General features: G+C 47.3%; 19 protein-coding genes. 3 read left to right on the top strand and 16 right to left on the bottom strand.

Going from position 1 to position 19,685, the window contains the following annotated elements:
* Positions 1-66: 66 nt before the first annotated feature.
* The 5 genes from JSY36_RS07400 to prfA form a co-directional block, all read right to left on the bottom strand.
* On the bottom strand, positions 67-1,140 hold the full coding sequence (locus JSY36_RS07400; protein ID WP_205165886.1) for an L-threonylcarbamoyladenylate synthase: 1,074 nt from the start codon (positions 1,138-1,140) through the stop codon (positions 67-69).
* Between the two features lie 157 nt (positions 1,141-1,297).
* Positions 1,298-1,750 carry a GNAT family N-acetyltransferase gene (locus JSY36_RS07395; protein WP_205165885.1) on the bottom strand — a complete coding sequence of 151 codons (453 nt, stop codon included), beginning with the start codon at positions 1,748-1,750 and terminating at the stop codon, positions 1,298-1,300.
* A gap of 348 nt (positions 1,751-2,098) precedes the next feature.
* Complete coding sequence (gene spoIIR / locus JSY36_RS07390; protein WP_122899622.1) at positions 2,099-2,710, bottom strand: stage II sporulation protein R; 612 nt, start codon at positions 2,708-2,710, stop codon at positions 2,099-2,101.
* A 103-nt stretch (positions 2,711-2,813) separates the two neighbouring features.
* On the bottom strand, positions 2,814-3,692 hold the full coding sequence (gene prmC, locus JSY36_RS07385) for a peptide chain release factor N(5)-glutamine methyltransferase (RefSeq protein WP_205165884.1): 879 nt from the start codon (positions 3,690-3,692) through the stop codon (positions 2,814-2,816).
* 3 nt (positions 3,693-3,695) lie between these two features.
* A complete protein-coding gene (gene prfA / locus JSY36_RS07380; protein WP_122899626.1) occupies positions 3,696-4,766 on the bottom strand; it encodes a peptide chain release factor 1 in 1,071 nt (356 codons plus the stop codon).
* Between the two features lie 206 nt (positions 4,767-4,972).
* On the opposite strand from prfA, the gene JSY36_RS07375 reads away from it, so the two are divergent.
* Complete coding sequence (locus JSY36_RS07375) at positions 4,973-6,301, top strand: FAD-dependent oxidoreductase (protein ID WP_205165883.1); 1,329 nt, start codon at positions 4,973-4,975, stop codon at positions 6,299-6,301.
* Between the two features lie 261 nt (positions 6,302-6,562).
* Here JSY36_RS07375 and JSY36_RS07370 read toward each other — a convergent pair whose 3' ends face one another.
* On the bottom strand, positions 6,563-7,051 hold the full coding sequence (locus JSY36_RS07370) for a hypothetical protein (RefSeq protein ID WP_122899630.1): 489 nt from the start codon (positions 7,049-7,051) through the stop codon (positions 6,563-6,565).
* A 148-nt stretch (positions 7,052-7,199) separates the two neighbouring features.
* Here JSY36_RS07370 and JSY36_RS07365 point away from each other — a divergent pair, with 148 nt between their 5' ends.
* Positions 7,200-7,760 (top strand): sugar O-acetyltransferase, encoded by a 561-nt coding sequence (locus JSY36_RS07365; protein WP_205165882.1) that lies wholly within the window; start codon positions 7,200-7,202, stop codon positions 7,758-7,760.
* 198 nt (positions 7,761-7,958) lie between these two features.
* On the opposite strand, the gene JSY36_RS07360 is transcribed toward JSY36_RS07365, so the two are convergent.
* From JSY36_RS07360 to JSY36_RS07325, 8 genes are all read right to left on the bottom strand, one after another.
* Entirely contained in the window at positions 7,959-8,582 is a 624-nt protein-coding gene (locus tag JSY36_RS07360; RefSeq protein WP_183163886.1) for a thymidine kinase, read from the bottom strand.
* Between the two features lie 368 nt (positions 8,583-8,950).
* Entirely contained in the window at positions 8,951-9,193 is a 243-nt protein-coding gene (locus JSY36_RS07355) for a type B 50S ribosomal protein L31 (RefSeq protein ID WP_122899635.1), read from the bottom strand.
* 170 nt (positions 9,194-9,363) lie between these two features.
* Positions 9,364-10,638, bottom strand: a complete 1,275-nt coding sequence (gene rho / locus JSY36_RS07350) for a transcription termination factor Rho (protein WP_205165881.1) — start codon at positions 10,636-10,638, stop codon at positions 9,364-9,366.
* A 421-nt stretch (positions 10,639-11,059) separates the two neighbouring features.
* Positions 11,060-12,025 (bottom strand): class II fructose-bisphosphatase, encoded by a 966-nt coding sequence (glpX, locus tag JSY36_RS07345; RefSeq protein WP_205165880.1) that lies wholly within the window; start codon positions 12,023-12,025, stop codon positions 11,060-11,062.
* Positions 12,026-12,054: 29 nt separating this feature from the next.
* Complete coding sequence (locus JSY36_RS07340; RefSeq protein WP_205165879.1) at positions 12,055-13,347, bottom strand: UDP-N-acetylglucosamine 1-carboxyvinyltransferase; 1,293 nt, start codon at positions 13,345-13,347, stop codon at positions 12,055-12,057.
* 150 nt (positions 13,348-13,497) lie between these two features.
* Complete coding sequence (gene fsa, locus JSY36_RS07335; protein WP_205165878.1) at positions 13,498-14,145, bottom strand: fructose-6-phosphate aldolase; 648 nt, start codon at positions 14,143-14,145, stop codon at positions 13,498-13,500.
* A gap of 123 nt (positions 14,146-14,268) precedes the next feature.
* Positions 14,269-15,132, bottom strand: a complete 864-nt coding sequence (fba, locus tag JSY36_RS07330) for a class II fructose-1,6-bisphosphate aldolase (protein ID WP_122899645.1) — start codon at positions 15,130-15,132, stop codon at positions 14,269-14,271.
* Positions 15,133-15,512: 380 nt separating this feature from the next.
* Positions 15,513-15,875: a response regulator gene (locus tag JSY36_RS07325; RefSeq protein ID WP_122899647.1), complete on the bottom strand. Its 363-nt coding sequence runs from the start codon at positions 15,873-15,875 to the stop codon at positions 15,513-15,515.
* Positions 15,876-16,206: 331 nt separating this feature from the next.
* On the opposite strand from JSY36_RS07325, the gene JSY36_RS07320 reads away from it, so the two are divergent.
* Positions 16,207-16,743, top strand: a complete 537-nt coding sequence (locus JSY36_RS07320) for a DUF2529 family protein (RefSeq protein WP_205165877.1) — start codon at positions 16,207-16,209, stop codon at positions 16,741-16,743.
* 158 nt (positions 16,744-16,901) lie between these two features.
* Here JSY36_RS07320 and JSY36_RS07315 read toward each other — a convergent pair whose 3' ends face one another.
* Together JSY36_RS07315 and rpoE are read right to left on the bottom strand one after the other, a co-directional pair.
* Positions 16,902-18,500: a CTP synthase gene (locus JSY36_RS07315; RefSeq protein WP_205165876.1), complete on the bottom strand. Its 1,599-nt coding sequence runs from the start codon at positions 18,498-18,500 to the stop codon at positions 16,902-16,904.
* Between the two features lie 357 nt (positions 18,501-18,857).
* Positions 18,858-19,361: a DNA-directed RNA polymerase subunit delta gene (rpoE, locus tag JSY36_RS07310; RefSeq protein ID WP_205165875.1), complete on the bottom strand. Its 504-nt coding sequence runs from the start codon at positions 19,359-19,361 to the stop codon at positions 18,858-18,860.
* Between the last annotated feature and the right edge of the window lie 324 nt (positions 19,362-19,685).

Here is a 19,685-nt window from a genome sequence, read left to right as displayed (position 1 = left end):
ATGCTTCTCCAATCACGAAATCACCCCTTGGACGTGCTACTCTACCGTATGCACGTCCAAGGGGTTTTATTTCTGTAATTCGTTTTCAGTTAGAACTCTGTTTCCCGCCGCTTTTCTAAGCCTGTTCATCACAGCCTGACCGAGGGCTGCTTCACCCACCGTCCGGGCAAAAATAACGTCGACCGCCTCTCCGGAGTCAAAGCTTCTTAAAGCTCCGTACAGCTCCCGGGCAACGGTACTGATATCACTTTCCGTGCCGCAGATTTCCTGTCTTCTCATCCCTGAAAACGTCTCGCTTTTCTCCACCGGAACGAGGATGCCTGCATTTAATCCCTTACGATTTGCTTTGTCGATCTGTTCCTGAAAAAAACGGTCGGATCCGTCCACCAGGATCATCTCTGCCTTCGGGGCATAGTGGGTGTATTTCATCCCCGGTGACCGTGGTGCTTCTTTTTCCTGCGCCAGTGACGGATCAACTGCTACTTTTCCCACCACCGCTTCGAGCTGTTCTTTCGTAATGCCGCCTGGGCGAAGAATCATCGGTTCCTCACCGGTACAGTCAACCACGGTAGATTCAAGACCGACTCCCGTGGCGCCTCCGTCCACAATCCCTGCAATTTTTCCTCTCAGGTCTTCCTGAACATGGGCTGCCGTCGTCGGACTCGGCCTTCCCGAAGTATTGGCGCTCGGGGCTGCAATCGGAAGCCCCGATGCTTCAATGACAGCGAGGGCTACGGGGTGATCGGGCATCCGGATTCCTACCGTATCGAGACCCGCGGTGACTTTCGTTGATAACCGGCCGTTATGACGAAAAACAAGAGTCAGTGGCCCCGGCCAAAAAGCATTCATCAGCTTTTCACCAAGCTCATTCGTTTTTTCCACATACCGCTTCACATCATCCCTTTTGGCAATATGGACGATGAGGGGGTTATCAGACGGACGGCCTTTTGCCTGAAAAATCCGGTCTATGGCTTTATCAGATTGCGCATTTCCACCGAGACCATAGACGGTTTCAGTGGGAAAAGCCACAACTTCATTTTGTATTAAACGTTCTGCTGCTTCCTGAATATGATGGGATTCTGCGAGGTTATCCACATCTTTTTCCACAGTCCATATAAACATGTTCCGTTGATCAGTCATTATTCGTTCCTCCTTGCTGTTGTCTATTTTGCGGATGTTTACACCGATTGTCAACGGCCCGGCAGGTTTGTGAAATAAGAAAGAGTTATCCACATTCATCGGTGGATAACTCCATGTTTTTGTTGATAACCTTGTTTATAAACTGTGGGTGAAACTTTTATTTATTCACAGCCAGGCGGGTATGCATCACTTTCGGGCTCCGTTTTACGTTTTGTTTATAGTGATTCGACTCCCTGACCCTTTTCGGCACCTCATCGCTTTGAAGAAGGGAAAAGCCTACCTGCTCAAGGAACGCCTGCTGGCCGGACGTTAACAGATATAAGCTTTTATAGCCCCTTTTTTCTGCAAAGGCGGTGGCCGTTTCCAGAAATTCGAGCAGGAATACTGCCCCTACCTTTTCAGAATCAATCACGAGGGAACGAAGAATCACATCTTTTTTCCCGATTCCAGCAAGTCCTGCCGTAGCTACCAGCTCGGCGTTTTCATTCTCTGCGACGATAAACTCCGTAGGCTCCTCGTCATAAACCTGCTCTATGACTCCGGCTTTAGAAAGGAGCCTCTGCAATTGCAATGTATCTTCTTCCAATGCTTTTCGCACGATCATTCCCACATCGTCCACCCTTTCCAGTGTCGTTTTTACACCTTATGTGGACAACCTGTGGATTATGATAGGAACGTTGATTTAATAGAGTGATGCCGGCGAACCACTACCCTGTAAAACAATTTGGGAGATTTCAAACCTCTCATCGATGTTCTAAGCTTCGTTGACCGATATACGCTCTCTTTCCGCGGACTCGGGCCGAGCTTCCCCGGTAAGGTGCAAGGTCTAGCCTGTCTAGCACTTCCGCAGGAGTCTCGCATATTCCGGTCAACTTAGCACAACACATTGAATATTCAGAGGATAAAGATAACCTGTCCAAAAACAAATCACACACCTATTTTCATGCTCCATAACTGCCTATCCAAAAATCCTGTCTTTCAGCCCTCCGAAGAACTCTACGAAGAAGAACGTCACTTCCACTTCTTCCTCTTCACCTTCAGCATCTTCTTCTGCCGTCTCAGCTGCGACCGCATCCCCGTTACCGAAATCAAGGAAGCAAAGTGGCGGGAACAGTACGCACCACCAGTTGTCTCCCCGGCCTTCTCCGATTGACACAAGTACCGCTTCATATTCGCCTGCAGGGTACAAAAAATTCCCGTAAAGCTTCGTTGGAAACTGGACATCCTCGTAGCTTACAGTAAAATTCTCACTGCTCCCGGCAGCTTCAAGCTCTGACGCTACAATAGCCTCAAGCTCAGGCAGCCCCTCTTCGATCGTATTCCTCGCTTCTTCAAGAGACACAATTTCCTGGACCCATTCTGTGATCTGGACGTTAATCGCATCACGGATATTCCGCTTAACCAGCTGATCCACCGGACTATTACTGTTGGCGAGAATCCGCAGCCGGATTGACTCTTCCGGAATCGCATCCGGATCATTCGCATATGCCGGGTTTACCTGCTGGCCTTCCCAGCTCATGATCAAAACTAAAAAAGAAATAATTGTATAAATAAGGGCTCGTTGTTTCATTTTTCTGACACCTTCCTCTCACCAACCAGTCTGGTCACTGGTGAAAGAAAGTAAACAGCCAATCGCCCGACATGTTATGACATGACTTGCGACTGGCTTTAATTTAACGGGTAAATAAGACGATCCGGTCTTTCCCGTTGATGTCCTTTAACACCCTGATATCCCCGCTTTGTCCAAGGTGCTCCTGCAATAATCCAGGCACGCTTCTTCCCTGATCGAAGCCGATTTCAAAGGCCACCATTCCCGGCTGTTTCAGCACAGATCCAAGCTGCCGGGCCATCCCTCTGTAAAAAACAAGTCCGTCTTCCCCGCCGAACAGAGCGGTTTCAGGGTCGAAATCCCGGACGTTTTTCGCAAGACCCTCTCTTTGTCCTTCCGGAATATACGGCGGGTTTGAGACCACGATGTCCACTTTAGCATCGTTTTCGACCAAAGGTCCAAGAAGGTCCCCGTGGACAAATGCGACTTCCGCCTCCAGCCTCCGGGCATTTTCCTTCGCCACTTTTATCGCAGCTTCTGAAATATCCACTGCCTGGATTTTTGGAGACCATCCTCGTTCCTTTAATTCTTTAAACAGCGTAATGGCAATGATTCCGCTTCCTGTCCCAACGTCAACGAGATGAAGGGGATGATCCTTCGGGAACCTCTCTTCCGCCTCAGTAAGAACCGATTCAATCAGCTCTTCTGTTTCAGGACGCGGGATAAGCACGTCTCTTGACACGCGAAACGTACGGCCGTAAAACTCTTCCACACCGGTAATGTGCTGAACCGGAACCCCGGTTGCTGCGGTCTTTACGTCACGCTGAAACAGCTCCCATACGGCGGGATCGAGTTCGGTTCTCATCTCTGACAGCCAGCGAGCCCGGCTCCAGCCTGTATGATGGCTGAGAAGTACCTCTGCGACTCCCGGCTCAACATCGTTTTTTTCTAAAAAAGAAGAAGCCCATGCAAGGGCTTCGTATACTCTTTGATCTTTTTCCATCAGTTACTCTCCTGCCTGCTCCATTGCTCTGGACTGTTCTTCGACAATGAGGGCCTCAATAATTTCATCAAGCTTCCCCTGAAGAATCTGGTCAAGCTTCTGAATGGTAAGACCGATACGGTGGTCCGTTACCCGGCTTTGCGGGAAATTGTACGTACGGATTCGCTCTGAGCGGTCACCGGTACCTACGGCAGATTTACGGGCATCATCATATTTAGCCTGTTCTTCTTTTTGAACCTTATCATAGATTCGGGCACGAAGTACCTTCATCGCTTTTTCCTTGTTCTTAATCTGGGACTTTTCGTCCTGACACGATACAACAGTGTTCGTCGGCAAGTGTGTAAGACGAACGGCTGACATTGTCGTGTTAACACTCTGTCCGCCCGGTCCGCTCGATGTAAACGTATCAACGCGGATGTCCTTTTCGTGAATATCCACTTCTACTTCTTCCGCTTCAGGCATCACGGCTACCGTTGCTGTAGATGTATGGATACGGCCACCGGATTCTGTTGATGGCACACGCTGCACACGGTGGGCACCGTTCTCGTACTTAAGCTTGGAGTAAGCGCCTTTTCCGTTAACCATAAAGATCACTTCTTTAAAGCCGCCGATTCCTGTCTGGTTCGTTTCAATGACTTCAATCTTCCAGCCCTGATCCTCCGCATAGCGCGAATACATCCGGTACAGGTCACCGGCAAACAAGGCAGCTTCATCACCGCCGGCTGCACCCCGGACCTCAACGATAACGTTTTTGTCGTCGTTCGGGTCTTTAGGTAAAAGAAGAATGTGGAGCCTTTCTTCCAATGGAGGGATGCGGTCTGACAGCTCATCCATCTCCATCTTGACCATCTCGTACATTTCATCATCAAGGTTGTCGTTCAGCATTTCACGGGCGTCGTCATACTGAGACTTAACCTCTTTGTATTCCCGGTATGTCATTACTGTATCTTCAATATCGGATTGTTCCTTGGAATACTCCCGGAGTTTGTTTGTATCACTGATCACATCCGGATCCATAAGTAATTCATTTAAACGTTCATAGCGTTCTTCAACCGCTTGCAGGCGTTCAAACATTCTCTTCACCTCATCTTCTGCATAACAGTCTTATTATAGTACAGCCCGCCTCTGCCGTCAAAGCCCCCTCAATCCCCCCTCTTTGTCAAGCGAACATCGGAAATTGTGCGGGGACAGACCCCCGAACTTTTAATTCCCCGTTTTTTTTAGAGGGATTAGTGGGATATTGTAGAATAGATGCAGTCATAGATGAGGAGGAGCATAGAATGAACTACGTAATTATCGGCGGTGATGCAGCAGGCATGAGTGCAGCCATGCAGATTGTCCGCACAGATAAAAAAGCAAAGGTTACAACACTTGAAATGGGTGGTATTTATTCATACGCCCAATGCGGCCTGCCTTATTACATTGGAGGCCTCACGGAATCCAGTGATGACCTGATCGCACGAAGCCGGGATACATTTGAAGAAGAATACGGGATTGACGCCCGGGTTTATCATAAAGTTACGAAGATCGACACCGAAAGAAAGCGTGTTTTCGGAACCAATCTAAAAAACGGGGAGTCGTTTGAAATTTCATATGACAAATGTCTTGTAGCAACCGGTGCCGCGCCAGTGGTCCCTCCTTTTGAAGGGACGGGACTGGAAGGTGTCCATACCCTTAAGACGATTCCGGATGCGGAAGCTATCGTTGACGACCTGGAAAACGCCTCCGATGTTACCGTTATCGGAGGCGGCTACATTGGCCTTGAAATGGCGGAGAACCTTGTGGAAAAAGGAAAAAAGGTGCGCATCATTGACCAGGCATCCCGTCTCGGTTCGGTTTACGACAAAGAAATCAGTAAAGCAATTGAAGACGAAGCCGCACGTCACGGCATTGAAGTCGTTACCGGTGAGTCAGTTGAACGTTTTGAAGGTGAAGAACGGGTAAAGTCCGTCGTGACAGGAGGCAAAACGTACTCTACAGACTTGGTCATCGTCGCCATCGGGGTAAAACCAAACACGAGTATGATTGATGACACACGGGTCCACGCAAGCGAAAACGGCGCCATTATCGTCAACGCCTATATGGAAACAAACGTGGAAGACCTTTACGCAGCCGGTGACTGTGCAACCCAGTACCACCGGATTAAAGAGAAAAACGATTACCAGCCTCTCGGAACGCATGCCAACAAACAGGGCCGGATCGCCGGTATTAATATGAGCGGCGGCTCCCAGCCTTTTCAGGGAATCGTCGGTACATCAATCGTGAAATTCTTTGACCTGACAGTAGGCAAGACCGGACTCGGGGAAAAAGAAGCAGAGGACCTTGGCTTTGACTTTGAAACACTTGAATTTGAAGGACACTCCAACGCTGGGTACTATCCGGGCAACGAACCGCTGTTGTTAAAGGTCATCAGCCACAAAAATACCGGTCACCTTCTCGGACTTCAGGCCGTCGGGAAAAACGGCGTGGACAAGCGGATTGACGTGGCAGCAACGGCGCTGTATCACCGCATGACCATGGCTGATATTGAAAATCTTGACCTGAGCTACGCCCCTCCATACAACGGAGTATGGGATCCTGTGCAGCAGGCGGCCAGACGGATGAAGTAGGAGATAGCGCATTGCGTGAAAAATGTCTAATTTTGACGAATTCTCTTTAAACGGACGAAAAGTCTGCATAAACCGGGCCAAACTCTGCTTAAACCATCTGAAGTTCTCCATAAACAGCCCGAAACTCTCCATAAAACCATAAAAGTTCTCCATAAACCTCCGCCCCTATCCGTCCCCCGCAAATACAAAAAAGACACCTGTTGGCTGGCAGGTGCCTTTTTTGATTTATATTAACTATTATGGGGGAGCAATGTTTACACCTTACCTGAAATCATTGACCACAACTCGGTACTCATAGCGAGGGTTAGCGGCCTTCAGCTTTTCTTCCACTTCCCGGACTTTTGCGTCTTTCTCTTTCTGGGTAAGACCGTCGTTGTCAATCTGCATGTTTACCCATGCATGAGCCCCGTTCAGAAGAATCATTCCCGGTGTTACACCCGGCGTGGAGTAAATGACGTTTTCCATCATATCCTGATCTTCACCAATCGTCTGGCGCGCTGACAACGGATCCCGGTAGCTGAGCCCGTTTACGTTTTCTCTATGATCTGTATGCTGCGGTTGTCTCATTTCATTAATGGCACCATAATTTGCAGGGCCCGGTCCGAACAGTCCATGTGCAACGTTACGCTGAAAAGGATGATTCGGTTCATTTGGCTTGTTCATGCTCTCTACATCAGGTGTATCCATATCAGAGCATCCCACAGTCACCAAAAGCATGACAAGGGCGAGGCTCTTAAGGATGAGTTTCATGATGAACACCTCCTATCCAGTAGCATAACCAAACACGCCTTCTTTTAGTCTTCACGGCGCGATGATTTTATGGGCAAAATTCAGCATTGCCCGGACGTACAAAAGTGCTTAAACTAAGGGTGGAAGTCATTTATTAGGAGTCGATACGATGCGCAGTGAAAAAGAAAAAATGATTGCCGGTGAGATGTATTCACCAATGGACCCTGAATTATTGAAAGGCCGGGAAGATGCCCGGGCCATCACAAGGCATTTTAACCAGTTAATCGAAACCGATTACGATATGAAAGAAACGCTCCTGAAAAAACTCTTCGGGTCTACAGGTGACGAACTATATATCGAACCGGACTTCCGCTGTGATTACGGCTTTAACATTCATGTGGGAGAAGAGTTCTACGCCAATTTCAACTGTGTGATTCTTGATGTTTGTCCCGTGACGATCGGAAAACGCTGCATGCTCGCTCCCGGCGTACATATTTACACCGCTTCCCACCCTCTCGATGTGGAAGGGAGATACTCGGGCAAAGAGTTCGGTAAGCCTGTCACGATCGGCGACAACGTCTGGATCGGCGGCGGTGCCATCATTAATCCCGGCGTAACCATCGGAGACAATGCCGTTATCGCTTCCGGTGCGGTCGTTACGAAAGACGTGCCGGCAAATACGGTTGCAGGCGGAAACCCAGCCCGGGTGATTAAGGAGATTGATCAGTAACATTGGAGGCATTTTACACTTAGCACCGGTCATTTTACGGTTAAACAACCGGTTTCTACATTTCCCGTCAGCATTTTTACGTTTAGCACGGCGGTTTTTACACTTAGCACACCCTTTTTTACGTTTAGCCACTCACCCCCACTCTGCACCTAACTAAAAAACCGCGGCCCCTCAGAAAAGGTACCGCGGTTTCTCTATTTACATCGTTGTTGTCTCCACTGTCTGTTTTTCATAAGAAGGAGCCGGTCTGCCCGGCACTTCATGGCAGTGGCGGCAGCGGGGCTCATAGGATTCCGATGCTCCTACGAGAATGATCGGGTCGTCGTAGGAAGCAGGCTTTCCGTTGATCAGGCGCTGGGTACGGCTTGCAGGAGAACCGCACGACAGGCATATCGCCTGAAGCTTCGTTACAGTCTCGGCCACTGCCATCAGCTGAGGCATACAGCCGAACGGCTCGCCGCGGAAGTCCTGATCAAGTCCCGCACAAATGACGCGAATCCCTTCATCCGCCAGGGTCTGCACAACATCCAGAACGTCTTCGTCAAAGAACTGCACTTCATCAATGGCAACCACCTGGGTTCCATTCTCAAGCCGATCCAGCATGTCTGTGGAACGTTTGATTGGAAGTGCCGTCACCTTTGTTCCATTATGGGATACGACCTCTTCTTCACTGTATCTGTTATCAAGAGCAGGCTTAAACACCTGTACTTTTAATTTCCCGAAGCTGGCACGGCGGACCCGGCGGATCAGTTCTTCCGATTTTCCGGAAAACATACTGCCGCATACAACTTCCAGCCATCCTTCTCTTCTTGTTAAATTCATCAAAAACAGCTCCCTACTTAACCTTCTGTATATGTAAACCGTCCGGCAGACTGCCGGTTCCAATTGACACTTTTCCCCATTATATTACCCTTTCAGGCAAAAACTCAACGTCTTATTTAGTCGATTATTGTACCTTTTTACGGCCTTTACGCTTTGTATCGCCCGGATACAGATCGTTGAGAAGAATTGATGTTTTGAGGGAAAAAAACGGAGGTTTTCCATTTAATCCAGTTCAAACCGCTGCGGATAACCGGATCTTCGTCCGCCCCGCATCGGATGTTTATCCAGGACACTTATACAAAGGCCCTGAATCCGGGCAAAAAAAACAGGCAAGAACAAATCCTTGCCTGTTTTTATTATCCAGTTGATTAAAGGTTGTATTTCTTCTTGAAACGGTCCACACGGCCACCTGCATCGGCAAACTTTTGTTTACCAGTGTAGAATGGGTGAGAATCAGAACTAACCTCGACGTTGATTACTGGGTACGTGTTACCGTCTTCCCACTCAACTGTCTCAGCTGAACCTTTAGTTGAACCCGTTAAGAACATAAAGCCAGTGCTTGTATCCTTAAATACAACTTTTTGGTATTTTGGATGGATATCTGCTTTCATTCTTTTCATCTCCTTCCGCCCTGAATCTTTCGAATCAGAGTTTAATTCCTGCACGCACGTATGAGTACAAGGATTTTCGCATATGACGAAATTATATCAAGATGCTGTTTAATTTGCAACAGCTGTTTAAAAAACTACAAATTCGTTCAAAACCAGGAGCGACGCCTTTTTTACGACTTAATCCTTACTTTTCCGGTCTTTTCCTGTTCAAAAGAGCTGAAGAATTCTTCGTTCGTCTTCGTCTGCTTCACTTTTTTCAGGAAGGCCTCAAGGAAGTCAGGCTGATCGTTCATCGTTTTTCTCATGGCCCACAGGTTGTCGATCTGCTTTTTCGGAAGAAGCAGTTCTTCGCGGCGGGTGCTGGAGCGGCGAATATCGATCGCAGGGAAGATACGGCGTTCAGCAAGCTTGCGGTCAAGATGTATCTCACTGTTACCTGTTCCTTTAAATTCCTCGTAAATGACATCATCCATACGGGAGCCGGTATCTACAAGAGCAGTAGCCAGAATTGTCAGGCTTCCCCCTTCTTCAATGTTTCTTGCAGCACCGAAGAAACGCTTCGGACGGTGGAAACTGGCCGGGTCAATACCGCCGGACAGGGTACGGCCGCTTGGTGGGATAACAAGGTTATACGCACGTGCAAGACGGGTGATGCTGTCCATTAAAATAACCACGTCTTTTTTATGCTCCACAAGCCTCATGGCACGCTCAAGAACGAGTTCTGCTACTTTAATATGGTTTTCCGGTACTTCATCGAATGTAGAGCTGACAACTTCTCCTTTAACAGAACGTTCCATGTCCGTTACTTCTTCCGGACGCTCGTCAATGAGAAGAACAATCAGTTCATGATCCGGGTGATTCTCGGCAATGCTGTTCGCTACTTCTTTCAAAAGCAGGGTCTTACCGGCTTTCGGAGGAGCTACAATCATACCACGCTGACCAAAACCGACCGGAGCGATCATATCAATCACACGGGAAGCGACCATGCGCGGATCGTACTCCAGTGTCATTTTCTGTTCAGGATATAACGGTGTAAGCTGCGGGAAGTGAGGGCGGCTTCTCGCAAGGTCCGGGTCCTGTCCATTCACTGCCGTTACCTGAAGAAGGCCGTAATAACGCTCATTCTCTTTTGGCTTCCGTACTTTACCCGCTACCTTGTCTCCGTTACGGAGTTCAAAGCGGCGAATCTGAGAGGCTGAAATATAAATGTCCTGTGAGCTCGGCTTGTAGGTGTTTGAACGAAGAAAACCAAATCCTTCTGTCGGGATAACTTCAAGAATCCCTTCCATAAACATAAGATCTTCACTCTCTGCCGCCTTCTTTAAGATAGCAAAAATAAGTTCTTTTTTTGTTAATTGGCTGTAGTAAGAGACTTTATGATGCTTGGCCATTTCATAAAGTTCTTTAAGTTTCATATTTTCCAGTTGAGATAAGGTGACTCCCATACCATTAATCACACCTTTACTAAAATTATAATTATGTTTTTGCAGTCCTGTCCGGTCAGGGCATACGGGTTTTGCACAAAAAGACATAAGCAGACGAATGCCGGGACGGCTGTTTACTTTCCATTCAAAAGGTCATTGGAATCAGTTTTAAATGTGTTAGGAAATGACCGCAGAAGGGTAAAAACGGAGTGCACTTTGAGGTTTGGGTAAACAGAACGTTTACGCAGGGACTGGGTAATGTTTCGTCAGGATCAACGTAGATACTCTCTATTCTAATCAGAAACAGGCACTGTTTCAAGAAAAAGATTTTACTGGAATCATTATTTACGAAGCGGGCTGTTTTTAAACCCGTTGAAAAAGGAAGTAAAATAAGAAAATGCCTTAAAAGGTGCTCTGTTTGACCTTTTAAGGCATTTGGGGTTTACCTTATGACGAGATCCGGTTTCTTCTGAAGACTGTGTTTACCATCAATAAATCGGACAGTACCTGATTTTGCTCTCATAACCATAGACTGGGTATGACCTGTGTGGCCGTGGTACCGGACACCTTGTAACAGTTCACCGTCCGTTACACCTGTAGCTGCAAAAATACAGTCATCGCCGCTCACCAAGTCGTCCATCATCAGGACACGGTTTATATCATCGATCCCCATCTTCTTGCATCGGGCCAGTTCCTCTTCGTTACTTGGGAGAAGCTTACCCTGAATTTCACCGCCGAGGCATTTGAGTCCTACTGCTGCCAGAACGCCTTCCGGGGCGCCACCTGAACCGAGGAGGATGTCTACACCTGTGTCGTCAAAGGCCGTGTTGATCGCAGCCGCCACGTCTCCGTCTCCCATGAGCTTGATTCTTGCTCCTGCTTCACGGATTTCCTGAATTTTTGCCGCATGACGCTCGCGCTTCAGAATCGCAACAACGAGATCTTCTATATCTTTATTTTTCGCCTTTGCTACTGCTCGCAGGTTATCAATAATCGGTGCATCGAGATCCACTTTACCTACGGATTCAGGACCGACTGCTATTTTTTCCATGTACATATCCGGTGCGTGAAGAAGATTTCCTTTGTCTGCAATCGCAATGACTGCAAGGGCATTCCATTCTCCGCTTGCTACGATGTTCGTTCCTTCAAGAGGATCAACCGCCACATCGACGCGGGGACCGTATCCGTTCCCCAGACGTTCACCGATATAAAGCATCGGTGCTTCGTCCATTTCCCCTTCTCCGATAACGACAGTCCCTTTCATCGGCACGGTGTCAAATACATCACGCATCGCTTCTGTTGCTGCCTGGTCGGCCCCTTCTTTATTTCCTCTTCCCATCCAGCGTGCAGATGCGAGTGCTGCTGCTTCTGTTACACGGACAAGTTCCATTGATAAGCTTCTTTCCATAAACCTCTCCCCCAAGTCTGTTGATGGTATTATGACGAGCTTTTTACTTCTTCTTCCTCTTTCGTATCAAGGGTTTCACGCCACACCGTGGCCCCGAGATTCTTCAGTTTCTCTTCCAGGTTCGAGTAACCCCGGTCGATATGTTCAACACCGGTTATTTCCGTAACCCCGTTTGCCATAAGACCGGCAATAACAAGGGCTGCTCCGGCACGCAGGTCACTTGCACGGACCCGTGCTCCTTCAAGACGTTTTCCGCCGTTAACCAGGGCAGATCGTCCTTCCACTTTGATGTCTGCGCCCATGCGGCGGAGTTCATCAATGTGTTTAAAACGGGCATTGTAAATCGTGTCTGTGACCATACTCGATCCTTGGGCTTTGGTCAAAAGACTCGTAAACGGCTGCTGTAAGTCTGTCGGAAACCCTGGGTAAACAAGCGTCTTTACGTCTACCGCGGTCAGATCGCTGTTTGCTCCGTGAATAAAGACCTGGTCATCATTTGTCTCGATTCTCACACCCATTTCACGGAGTTTGGCTGTAAGGGACTCCAGGTGATACGGGATGATGTTATCGATAATCACAGAACGCCCCATCGCTGCCGCAGCAAGCATAAACGTTCCTGCTTCGATGCGGTCGGGAATAATGGAGTGACGGCAGCCAGAAAGATGTTCCACACCATCGATGCGGATAACGTTTGTTCCGGCCCCTTTGATCTTCGCACCCATGTTGCTGAGAAGGGTGGCTACATCAATGATTTCCGGTTCTTTCGCTGCGTTTTCAATAACGGTACGCCCTTTTGCTTTTACAGCCGCAAGCATGATGTTAATGGTCGCACCAACACTTACAACGTCAAGATAGATACGGGCTCCTGTAAGCTCGTCCGCCTGAAGGTAAATCGCCCCTTGTTCATTGGTTACTTTTGCGCCGAGCGCTTCAAAGCCTTTTATATGCTGATCGATCGGGCGGGGACCCAGGTTACATCCTCCAGGGAGACCGATAACGGCTTTTTTAAACTTTCCCAGCATAGCCCCCATCATGTAATAAGAGGCCCGAAGTTTTTTTACATGACCATTTGGCAGAGGCATGGCAAACATATTTTCCGGATGTATTGTCAGTGTGTCGCCATCCAGCTCGGTTTTTCCGCCGATTTCTTCAAGGAGTTCTGCCAGGATGCCAACATCTGAAATGTCAGGCAGATTATCAATTGTTACAGTGGAATCGGCCAAAATCCCTGCAGGAATGAGAGCCACCGCACTGTTTTTTGCTCCGCTGATGGGCACTGTGCCTTCGAGTAAATGTCCGCCTTCAATTAAAAGCTTTTCCATATTCAGCTTCCCTTCTATTCGTAGGTGTTATAAACCAACCTTACTTTTATCCCATTATAACCATTCAACGGAAAAAAAGTATCGTCTTTCTTTAAAGAAAACGTAAAAGGCACCCGGAGAAAAAGGTGCCTGTTTTTTGTAACGCTCAGCTTATGCGTTCGCTTCTTCCCAGTCGCTCAGGAACTTTTCGATTCCTGCGTCCGTTAACGGGTGTGATGCAAGCTGTGCAATCACCTTGTGGGGAATCGTGGCAATATGGGCGCCCCTCATTGCCGCCTCTGTTACATGGACAGGATGACGAACGGATGCCGCAATAATCTCAGTATCAATACTATGAATATCAAAAACTTCTGCAATGGCACTGATTAATTCCAGTCCGTCGTGACCGATGTCATCGAGCCTTCCGAGAAACGGTGACACATAGGTTGCACCGGCTCTGGCAGCCAGGAGGGCCTGGTTTGTTGAAAATACCAAAGTCACATTGGTTTTGATGTTAAGGTCTGCAAACGTCCGTACTGCCTTCAGTCCCTCAAGTGTCATCGGTACTTTCACCGTGATGTTCGGGGCAATGGCAGCAAGCTCCTTACCTTCTTCGATCATCCCTTCCGCCTCCGTGGAAATCACTTCTGCACTCACGGAGCCTTCCGTTACGATACTCGTAATCTCTCTTAATCGATCATGAAAATCAACGCCTTCTTTTGCTACAAGGGAAGGGTTTGTTGTCACACCAGATAGAATACCTAATTCATGTGCGTTTTTAATCTCATCTATGTTAGCCGTATCAATAAAAAATCTCACTTGGGCGTCCACCTTTCCAGCTGTACATTATGTTAGCGCTTACGATTTCCTGAAGATTCAGGCGAACATGTTGAAAAAGAAAGTTGGAAGCGGACGCTTGTCCGCAGCCAACTGTCTGTATCATTACGCTTTTTGGGAAGAACCAAATTCACGCATTTTGCCTTTAACTGTTTCTTTGATTGCTTCACGGGCTGGTCCCATATATTTACGCGGGTCATACATTTCAGCATCGTTAGCAAGTGTTTCGCGAACGGCTTTAGCCGATGAAATCTGGCTTTCCGTGTTCACGTTGATTTTAGCTGTTCCAAGAGAAATCGCTTTTTGGATATCTTTTGTCGGAATGCCTGTTCCACCGTGAAGAACAAGTGGTACTGCCGTTAGTTCAGATACTTCCTTCATGCGGTCGAATCCAAGGTTTGGTTCACCTTTGTAAGGACCGTGTACAGATCCAAGTGCCGGAGCAAAACAGTCAACGTTTGTTGCTCTGATCAGCTCGTCACACTCAGCCGGGATTGCGTAAGCTGCTTCTGCATCGTCAACAATCAGGTCATCTTCCTGACCACCGATACGGCCAAGCTCAGCTTCTACAGAAATTCCGAGCGCGTGGGCTACATCAACAACTTTTTTCGTTACCGCAATGTTTTCTTCAAGCGGATGGTGAGATCCGTCGATCATAACAGAAGTGAATCCTGCATATATCGCTTCCACACATTTTTCAAAGCTTGAACCGTGGTCAAGGTGAATGGCCACAGGAACCGTTACTTCATACTCAGCCATAAGAGCTTCAACTATTGTAACAACAGTTACGAAGCCTCCCATGTAACGTGCTGCTCCTTCAGAAACTCCGAGGATTACCGGAGAGTTTTCTTCCTGTGCTGCTTGTAGGATTGCCTGGGTGAACTCAAGGTTGTTCAGGTTAAACTGTCCAACTGCGTACCCTTCTGCTTTTGCTGTTTCCAGCATTTCCTTCATTGATACTAAAGGCATTCTAAATATCCTCCTTTGAAATCACGAGCATTATGATCAGCCCTTGGAATGTGTAAGTAATTAAAAGAATACAAACGATAATGATACTATTTACCACCGGAGTGTGTTTTATCCTTACCATTTGTACTCGGACGTTTGCAGACGCAGCTTTTCACTTACATCCTTATCAGCTCGTACCAAAAAGCCATGATCCTTTCGGTATATCACAGCATTCTTCACGAGAAAAGTCATCCCAACGGGTTGATTCACTTGTCCATTATAGCATAACCCGTTAAAATTTCATCCTCTATTCAGAATAAATGTGTTAATCGATGGATCACAGCTTCTTGAAACATCACTGGCCCGCAAGCCGGTGCTTTTTTACGAATACAGCCCAGTCATTACACCATCAAATGTTCTTTTACCTTTTCACGAACCTCGTCAATATCAAACGGCTTTGCAAAGTGGGCCAGCGCACCCAGCTTCTTTGCTTCATTGATCATTTCAAGCTCGCCGTAAGCCGTCATCATAATGACGTTTGTTTCCACACCCATTTTTTTCATCTCTCTTAAAATCTCCAGCCCGTCCATCCCGGGAATTTTCATATCCAGGAGCACGAGATCAGGATTCTTGTCTCTCACAATCGAAAGCGCTTGTTTTCCGTTGGAAGCGTCGTATGTGTCGAATCCGTCTTTTTCAAATACCTCATGAAGTAAGACACGTATGCCATATTGATCATCTACAATAAGCAGCTTCTTCTTCACTCGGGTTCCCCCTCTCAATAGTTTCTCCCACGCCAAACATTACTTTTGCATACAACTAATTATCTTCGCTAAGAAGACAGGATCTTCCTTCTTTTCTGTCAGCATATGCGTTGTTTTTTTTTACCTTCGTTGCTTATACTGAATAAGGAAGGTTCGTTATAACCTCCGTCTGCACTGATGCAACCTGTGACGCATGTGCGAACCTCGCGGACATGTGTCTTCCGGGGAAAGACACATCTGTACACAATGTACCACTCTATTAACAGCAGTAAACATTACAGTTAATTTACAATTTCATATAGTAGAAAAATGAAGGGAGCATGATTTCACGATGCAAAAAATCTTTTCCACGCAGCTTCAGGGGCTGCTCAACAAAATGAATGATACATACGAAGAAGCTTTCGAAGACGGCTCAAGACTCATTGCCCAGAGCCTTATCACCAATGGAAAAATAGGCATGTTTGCCACCGGGGAAATGGAAGGGGTCCTCGCCCAGGCGATTAAGGGCGTGGATCGTTTTGAGAACCTTGTTGCCGTTGAAGAAGGCCGGCTACATGAGCTTGATGAAATGGATACGGTCCTCATTTTTAGTCCTTCTCCAAACGAAGCTGCCTGCTGCATGATTGCTGACAGCCTGAGAGGACGGGGAATCCAGACGATTGCCGTTTTCACAGGAGAAAAACGGGACGAAGACGGACCGTCCCTGGAGAACCTGACCGATGTTTCAATTGATTTAGGGGTAAAAAAAGGACTCGTTCCGAACGAACGGGGTGAGCGGGTTGGTCAGCCTAAGCTCCTAATCGCCCTTTATGCGTATTACAATCTTTACTTTACGACGGAAGAAATTCTTGCAGAGAACCGCGGGTAGTTGTAAGCAGGCAGTGCGGGTGTGGGTGCAGATTCCTGAAAATACACCTTTTTTTCTTATTCCAACGGCCCGATTCCTGAAAACAAAAAAATTCCCTGAAACTGCGCCACCCTGGCACACAAAAAAGCTGATCCCCCAAAAAAGATCAGCTTTTTCTTTTACTTATTGTTCAGGCTCGCATCGATAAAGTCTCTGAATAACGGCTGCGGGCGGGTCGGACGGGAGATAAATTCCGGATGGAACTGGGACGCGATAAAGTAAGGGTGATCCTTAAGCTCCACGATTTCCACTAAGCGGCCGTCCGGGCTGGTCCCGGAGAATGTAAAGCCGGCTTCCTCCATCTGCTCACGGTACTCGTTGTTGAACTCATAACGGTGACGGTGGCGTTCGTAAACAACCTGTTCACCGTATGCTTCATACGCTTTTGTGCCTTCCTGAAGCTTACACGGATACAGACCGAGACGAAGCGTTCCGCCGTAATCTTCCACATCTTTCTGCTCCGGAAGAAGGTCAATAACAGGGTATGGTGTACCCGGGTTCAGCTCAGCTGAGTTAGCCCCTTCCATACCGAGAACGTGTCTTGCAAATTCCACGCTGGCCAGCTGCATACCAAGGCAGATGCCGAGGAATGGAACATTTTTCGTTCGCGCGTATTCGATTGCTGCAATTTTACCTTCAATACCGCGATCACCGAATCCGCCCGGTACAAGGATGCCGTCCACACCGCCAAGAAGCTCGGCAGCATTTTCCCGTGTCACATCTTCTGAGTTGATCCACTTGATGTCAACGTCTGCATCAAAGTTATATCCTGCGTGCTTCAGAGCTTCCGCCACACTGAGGTAAGCATCCTGAAGGGCAACATATTTACCTACGAGAGCAATGGTTGCTTTCTTTGACAGGTTTGTTACTTTTTCAACAAGAGCGTTCCACTCGTCCATGTTTGCTTCTGCTTTCGGAAGATCAAGGTAGTTGCAGACATAGTCGTCGAAGTTCTGACGCTGAAGCTCAAGAGGAACTTCGTATAGTGTTTCTGCATCACGCGCTTCAATAACGGCCTCCTTTTCAATGTCACAGAAAAGGGCAATTTTATCCTTCATGTCTTCAGGTACTGGGCGCTCTGTACGAACCACGATTACGTTTGGCTGGATACCGAGGCTTCTGAGCTCTTTTACACTGTGCTGGGTCGGTTTTGACTTCATTTCCCCTGCAGCTGCCAGGTAAGGGATAAGTGTACAGTGAATGTACATTACGTTTCTCACACCCACGTCACTCTTGATCTGACGGATGGCTTCAAGGAAAGGCAGGCTTTCAATGTCCCCGACTGTTCCGCCGATTTCAGTGATGACAACATCCGGGCTGCCGTCTTTGCTTGCACGGAAGATCCGCTCTTTCAACTCATTGGTAATATGGGGGATAACCTGTACGGTTCCGCCAAGGTAATCTCCGCGGCGCTCTTTTTTCAGGACACTGGAGTAAATCTTACCTGTTGTTACGTTGGAATTTTTATTCAGGTTAATATCAATAAAGCGCTCGTAGTGACCAAGGTCAAGATCCGTTTCAGCACCGTCGCCTGTAACGAAAACTTCCCCGTGCTGATACGGACTCATTGTTCCCGGGTCCACGTTGATGTATGGGTCAAATTTCTGGATCGTCACTTTCAGGCCTCGGTTTTTAAGAAGACGGCCGAGAGATGCCGCGGTAATGCCTTTTCCAAGAGAAGATACTACTCCACCGGTTACGAAGATATATTTTGTCATTACGTTCCCTTCCTTTTCTTTTGTGTATTTCAGGGGACGGAACATCCGCCTTTAGGATAACCCTAAATGGTTAGAAGCTTCCGCATTTTAAAAAACAAGGCTCTGTTAATGTTGATCTCCGCTCCTTTCGCCCGCGGGGACGCATTCGCTGCAATCAACTTTTTAAAACAACAATAATCTTTTAACATAGCCAAAACAAAAAAAACAAAAGTGCCCACCTCAAGCGTTCGCATTGAGGGGCACTTTTGTTTATATATTGGTTTCGTTCATATTTACGTGCTTGTGTAGCCCAAAAATGATTCTACCTAGAATGTACGTCCATGTCAATAGGCAGTCTGTAATGAGCAGCAGTCAAAATTAACGATCTTCTTCGTCTTCACTGTCTAAGTCTTCTTCGTCCTCTTCACCGTCAAACTCGTCTTCTTCATCCAGATCTTCGAAGTCCTCGTCTTCTTCATTGGCAAGTTCGTCAAGCTCATCTTCAAGATCTTCAAACTCGTCGAAGTCGTCCTCATGATCACCAAAGATGTCATCATCTTCATCTGCAGATGCACGAAGCTTTTTCTTTTTCGGCTTGTTCGTCTGGGAAAGTTCCTCTTCCGTCTGATCGAACGGATACCAGGAACGAAGACCCCACTTGTTGTCTCCAAGGTTTACGAAACGGCCGTCAAGAGACATTTCAGTGTAAAGGTTCGCAATACGGTCTTTGAGATCGGCATCAGAGATTTCTTTCATCCCAGCCACTTGCTTAAGCAACACGTGGTACTCTTCAGACCCTTTTTTCTCCTTCAAAAGTTCGTATGCAATCTCCAACATGGATAATTCTTTCAGCTGTGTATCATTATATTGTTTAAAGCTCACAACCGGCACTTCCTTTCGCCCTCATAATCTTAGTTCTTTATAGGTAATGTGAGAACCTCGTGGACCTTTTGGCTCCCGACACTATTTCCTTATCAAAATCGAAACAGAGAATTGTTAAATTGCACCTTTCATTATAAACATAAACACTGTCTTTATGCCAGTCTATCAAAGCAGGTTGAAGAAAGAAATGATCCAGACAGCAGGAATCTAAATAAAGGGCATGAAAGCCACAAAGCGTATCTTGCAGCAACCATCGGAAAGCACTTACTTTAAGCGCAAATCAAACCGCACCTATCCATCCAATGTTTTCCACTTCAAACCTTC

It is taken from the genome of Alteribacter salitolerans (assembly GCF_016901055.1).
GTDB lineage: Bacteria > Bacillota > Bacilli > Bacillales > Salisediminibacteriaceae > Alteribacter > Alteribacter keqinensis.
This window is presented reverse-complemented; position numbering and strand designations above follow the sequence as displayed.

What these genes read in the sequence shown, in the direction of transcription:
- JSY36_RS07400 (WP_205165886.1), bottom strand. Translation starts at nt 1,140, where the DNA reads ATGACTGATCAACGGAACATGTTTATATGGACTGTGGAAAAAGATGTG.
- spoIIR (WP_122899622.1), bottom strand. Translation starts at nt 2,710, where the DNA reads ATGAAACAACGAGCCCTTATTTATACAATTATTTCTTTTTTAGTTTTG.
- prmC (WP_205165884.1), bottom strand. Translation starts at nt 3,692, where the DNA reads ATGGAAAAAGATCAAAGAGTATACGAAGCCCTTGCATGGGCTTCTTCT.
- prfA (WP_122899626.1), bottom strand. Translation starts at nt 4,766, where the DNA reads ATGTTTGAACGCCTGCAAGCGGTTGAAGAACGCTATGAACGTTTAAAT.
- JSY36_RS07375 (WP_205165883.1), top strand. Translation starts at nt 4,973, where the DNA reads ATGAACTACGTAATTATCGGCGGTGATGCAGCAGGCATGAGTGCAGCC.
- JSY36_RS07370 (WP_122899630.1), bottom strand. Translation starts at nt 7,051, where the DNA reads ATGAAACTCATCCTTAAGAGCCTCGCCCTTGTCATGCTTTTGGTGACT.
- JSY36_RS07365 (WP_205165882.1), top strand. Translation starts at nt 7,200, where the DNA reads ATGCGCAGTGAAAAAGAAAAAATGATTGCCGGTGAGATGTATTCACCA.
- JSY36_RS07360 (WP_183163886.1), bottom strand. Translation starts at nt 8,582, where the DNA reads ATGAATTTAACAAGAAGAGAAGGATGGCTGGAAGTTGTATGCGGCAGT.
- JSY36_RS07355 (WP_122899635.1), bottom strand. Translation starts at nt 9,193, where the DNA reads ATGAAAGCAGATATCCATCCAAAATACCAAAAAGTTGTATTTAAGGAT.
- rho (WP_205165881.1), bottom strand. Translation starts at nt 10,638, where the DNA reads ATGGGAGTCACCTTATCTCAACTGGAAAATATGAAACTTAAAGAACTT.
- glpX (WP_205165880.1), bottom strand. Translation starts at nt 12,025, where the DNA reads ATGGAAAGAAGCTTATCAATGGAACTTGTCCGTGTAACAGAAGCAGCA.
- JSY36_RS07340 (WP_205165879.1), bottom strand. Translation starts at nt 13,347, where the DNA reads ATGGAAAAGCTTTTAATTGAAGGCGGACATTTACTCGAAGGCACAGTG.
- fba (WP_122899645.1), bottom strand. Translation starts at nt 15,132, where the DNA reads ATGCCTTTAGTATCAATGAAGGAAATGCTGGAAACAGCAAAAGCAGAA.
- JSY36_RS07320 (WP_205165877.1), top strand. Translation starts at nt 16,207, where the DNA reads ATGCAAAAAATCTTTTCCACGCAGCTTCAGGGGCTGCTCAACAAAATG.
- JSY36_RS07315 (WP_205165876.1), bottom strand. Translation starts at nt 18,500, where the DNA reads ATGACAAAATATATCTTCGTAACCGGTGGAGTAGTATCTTCTCTTGGA.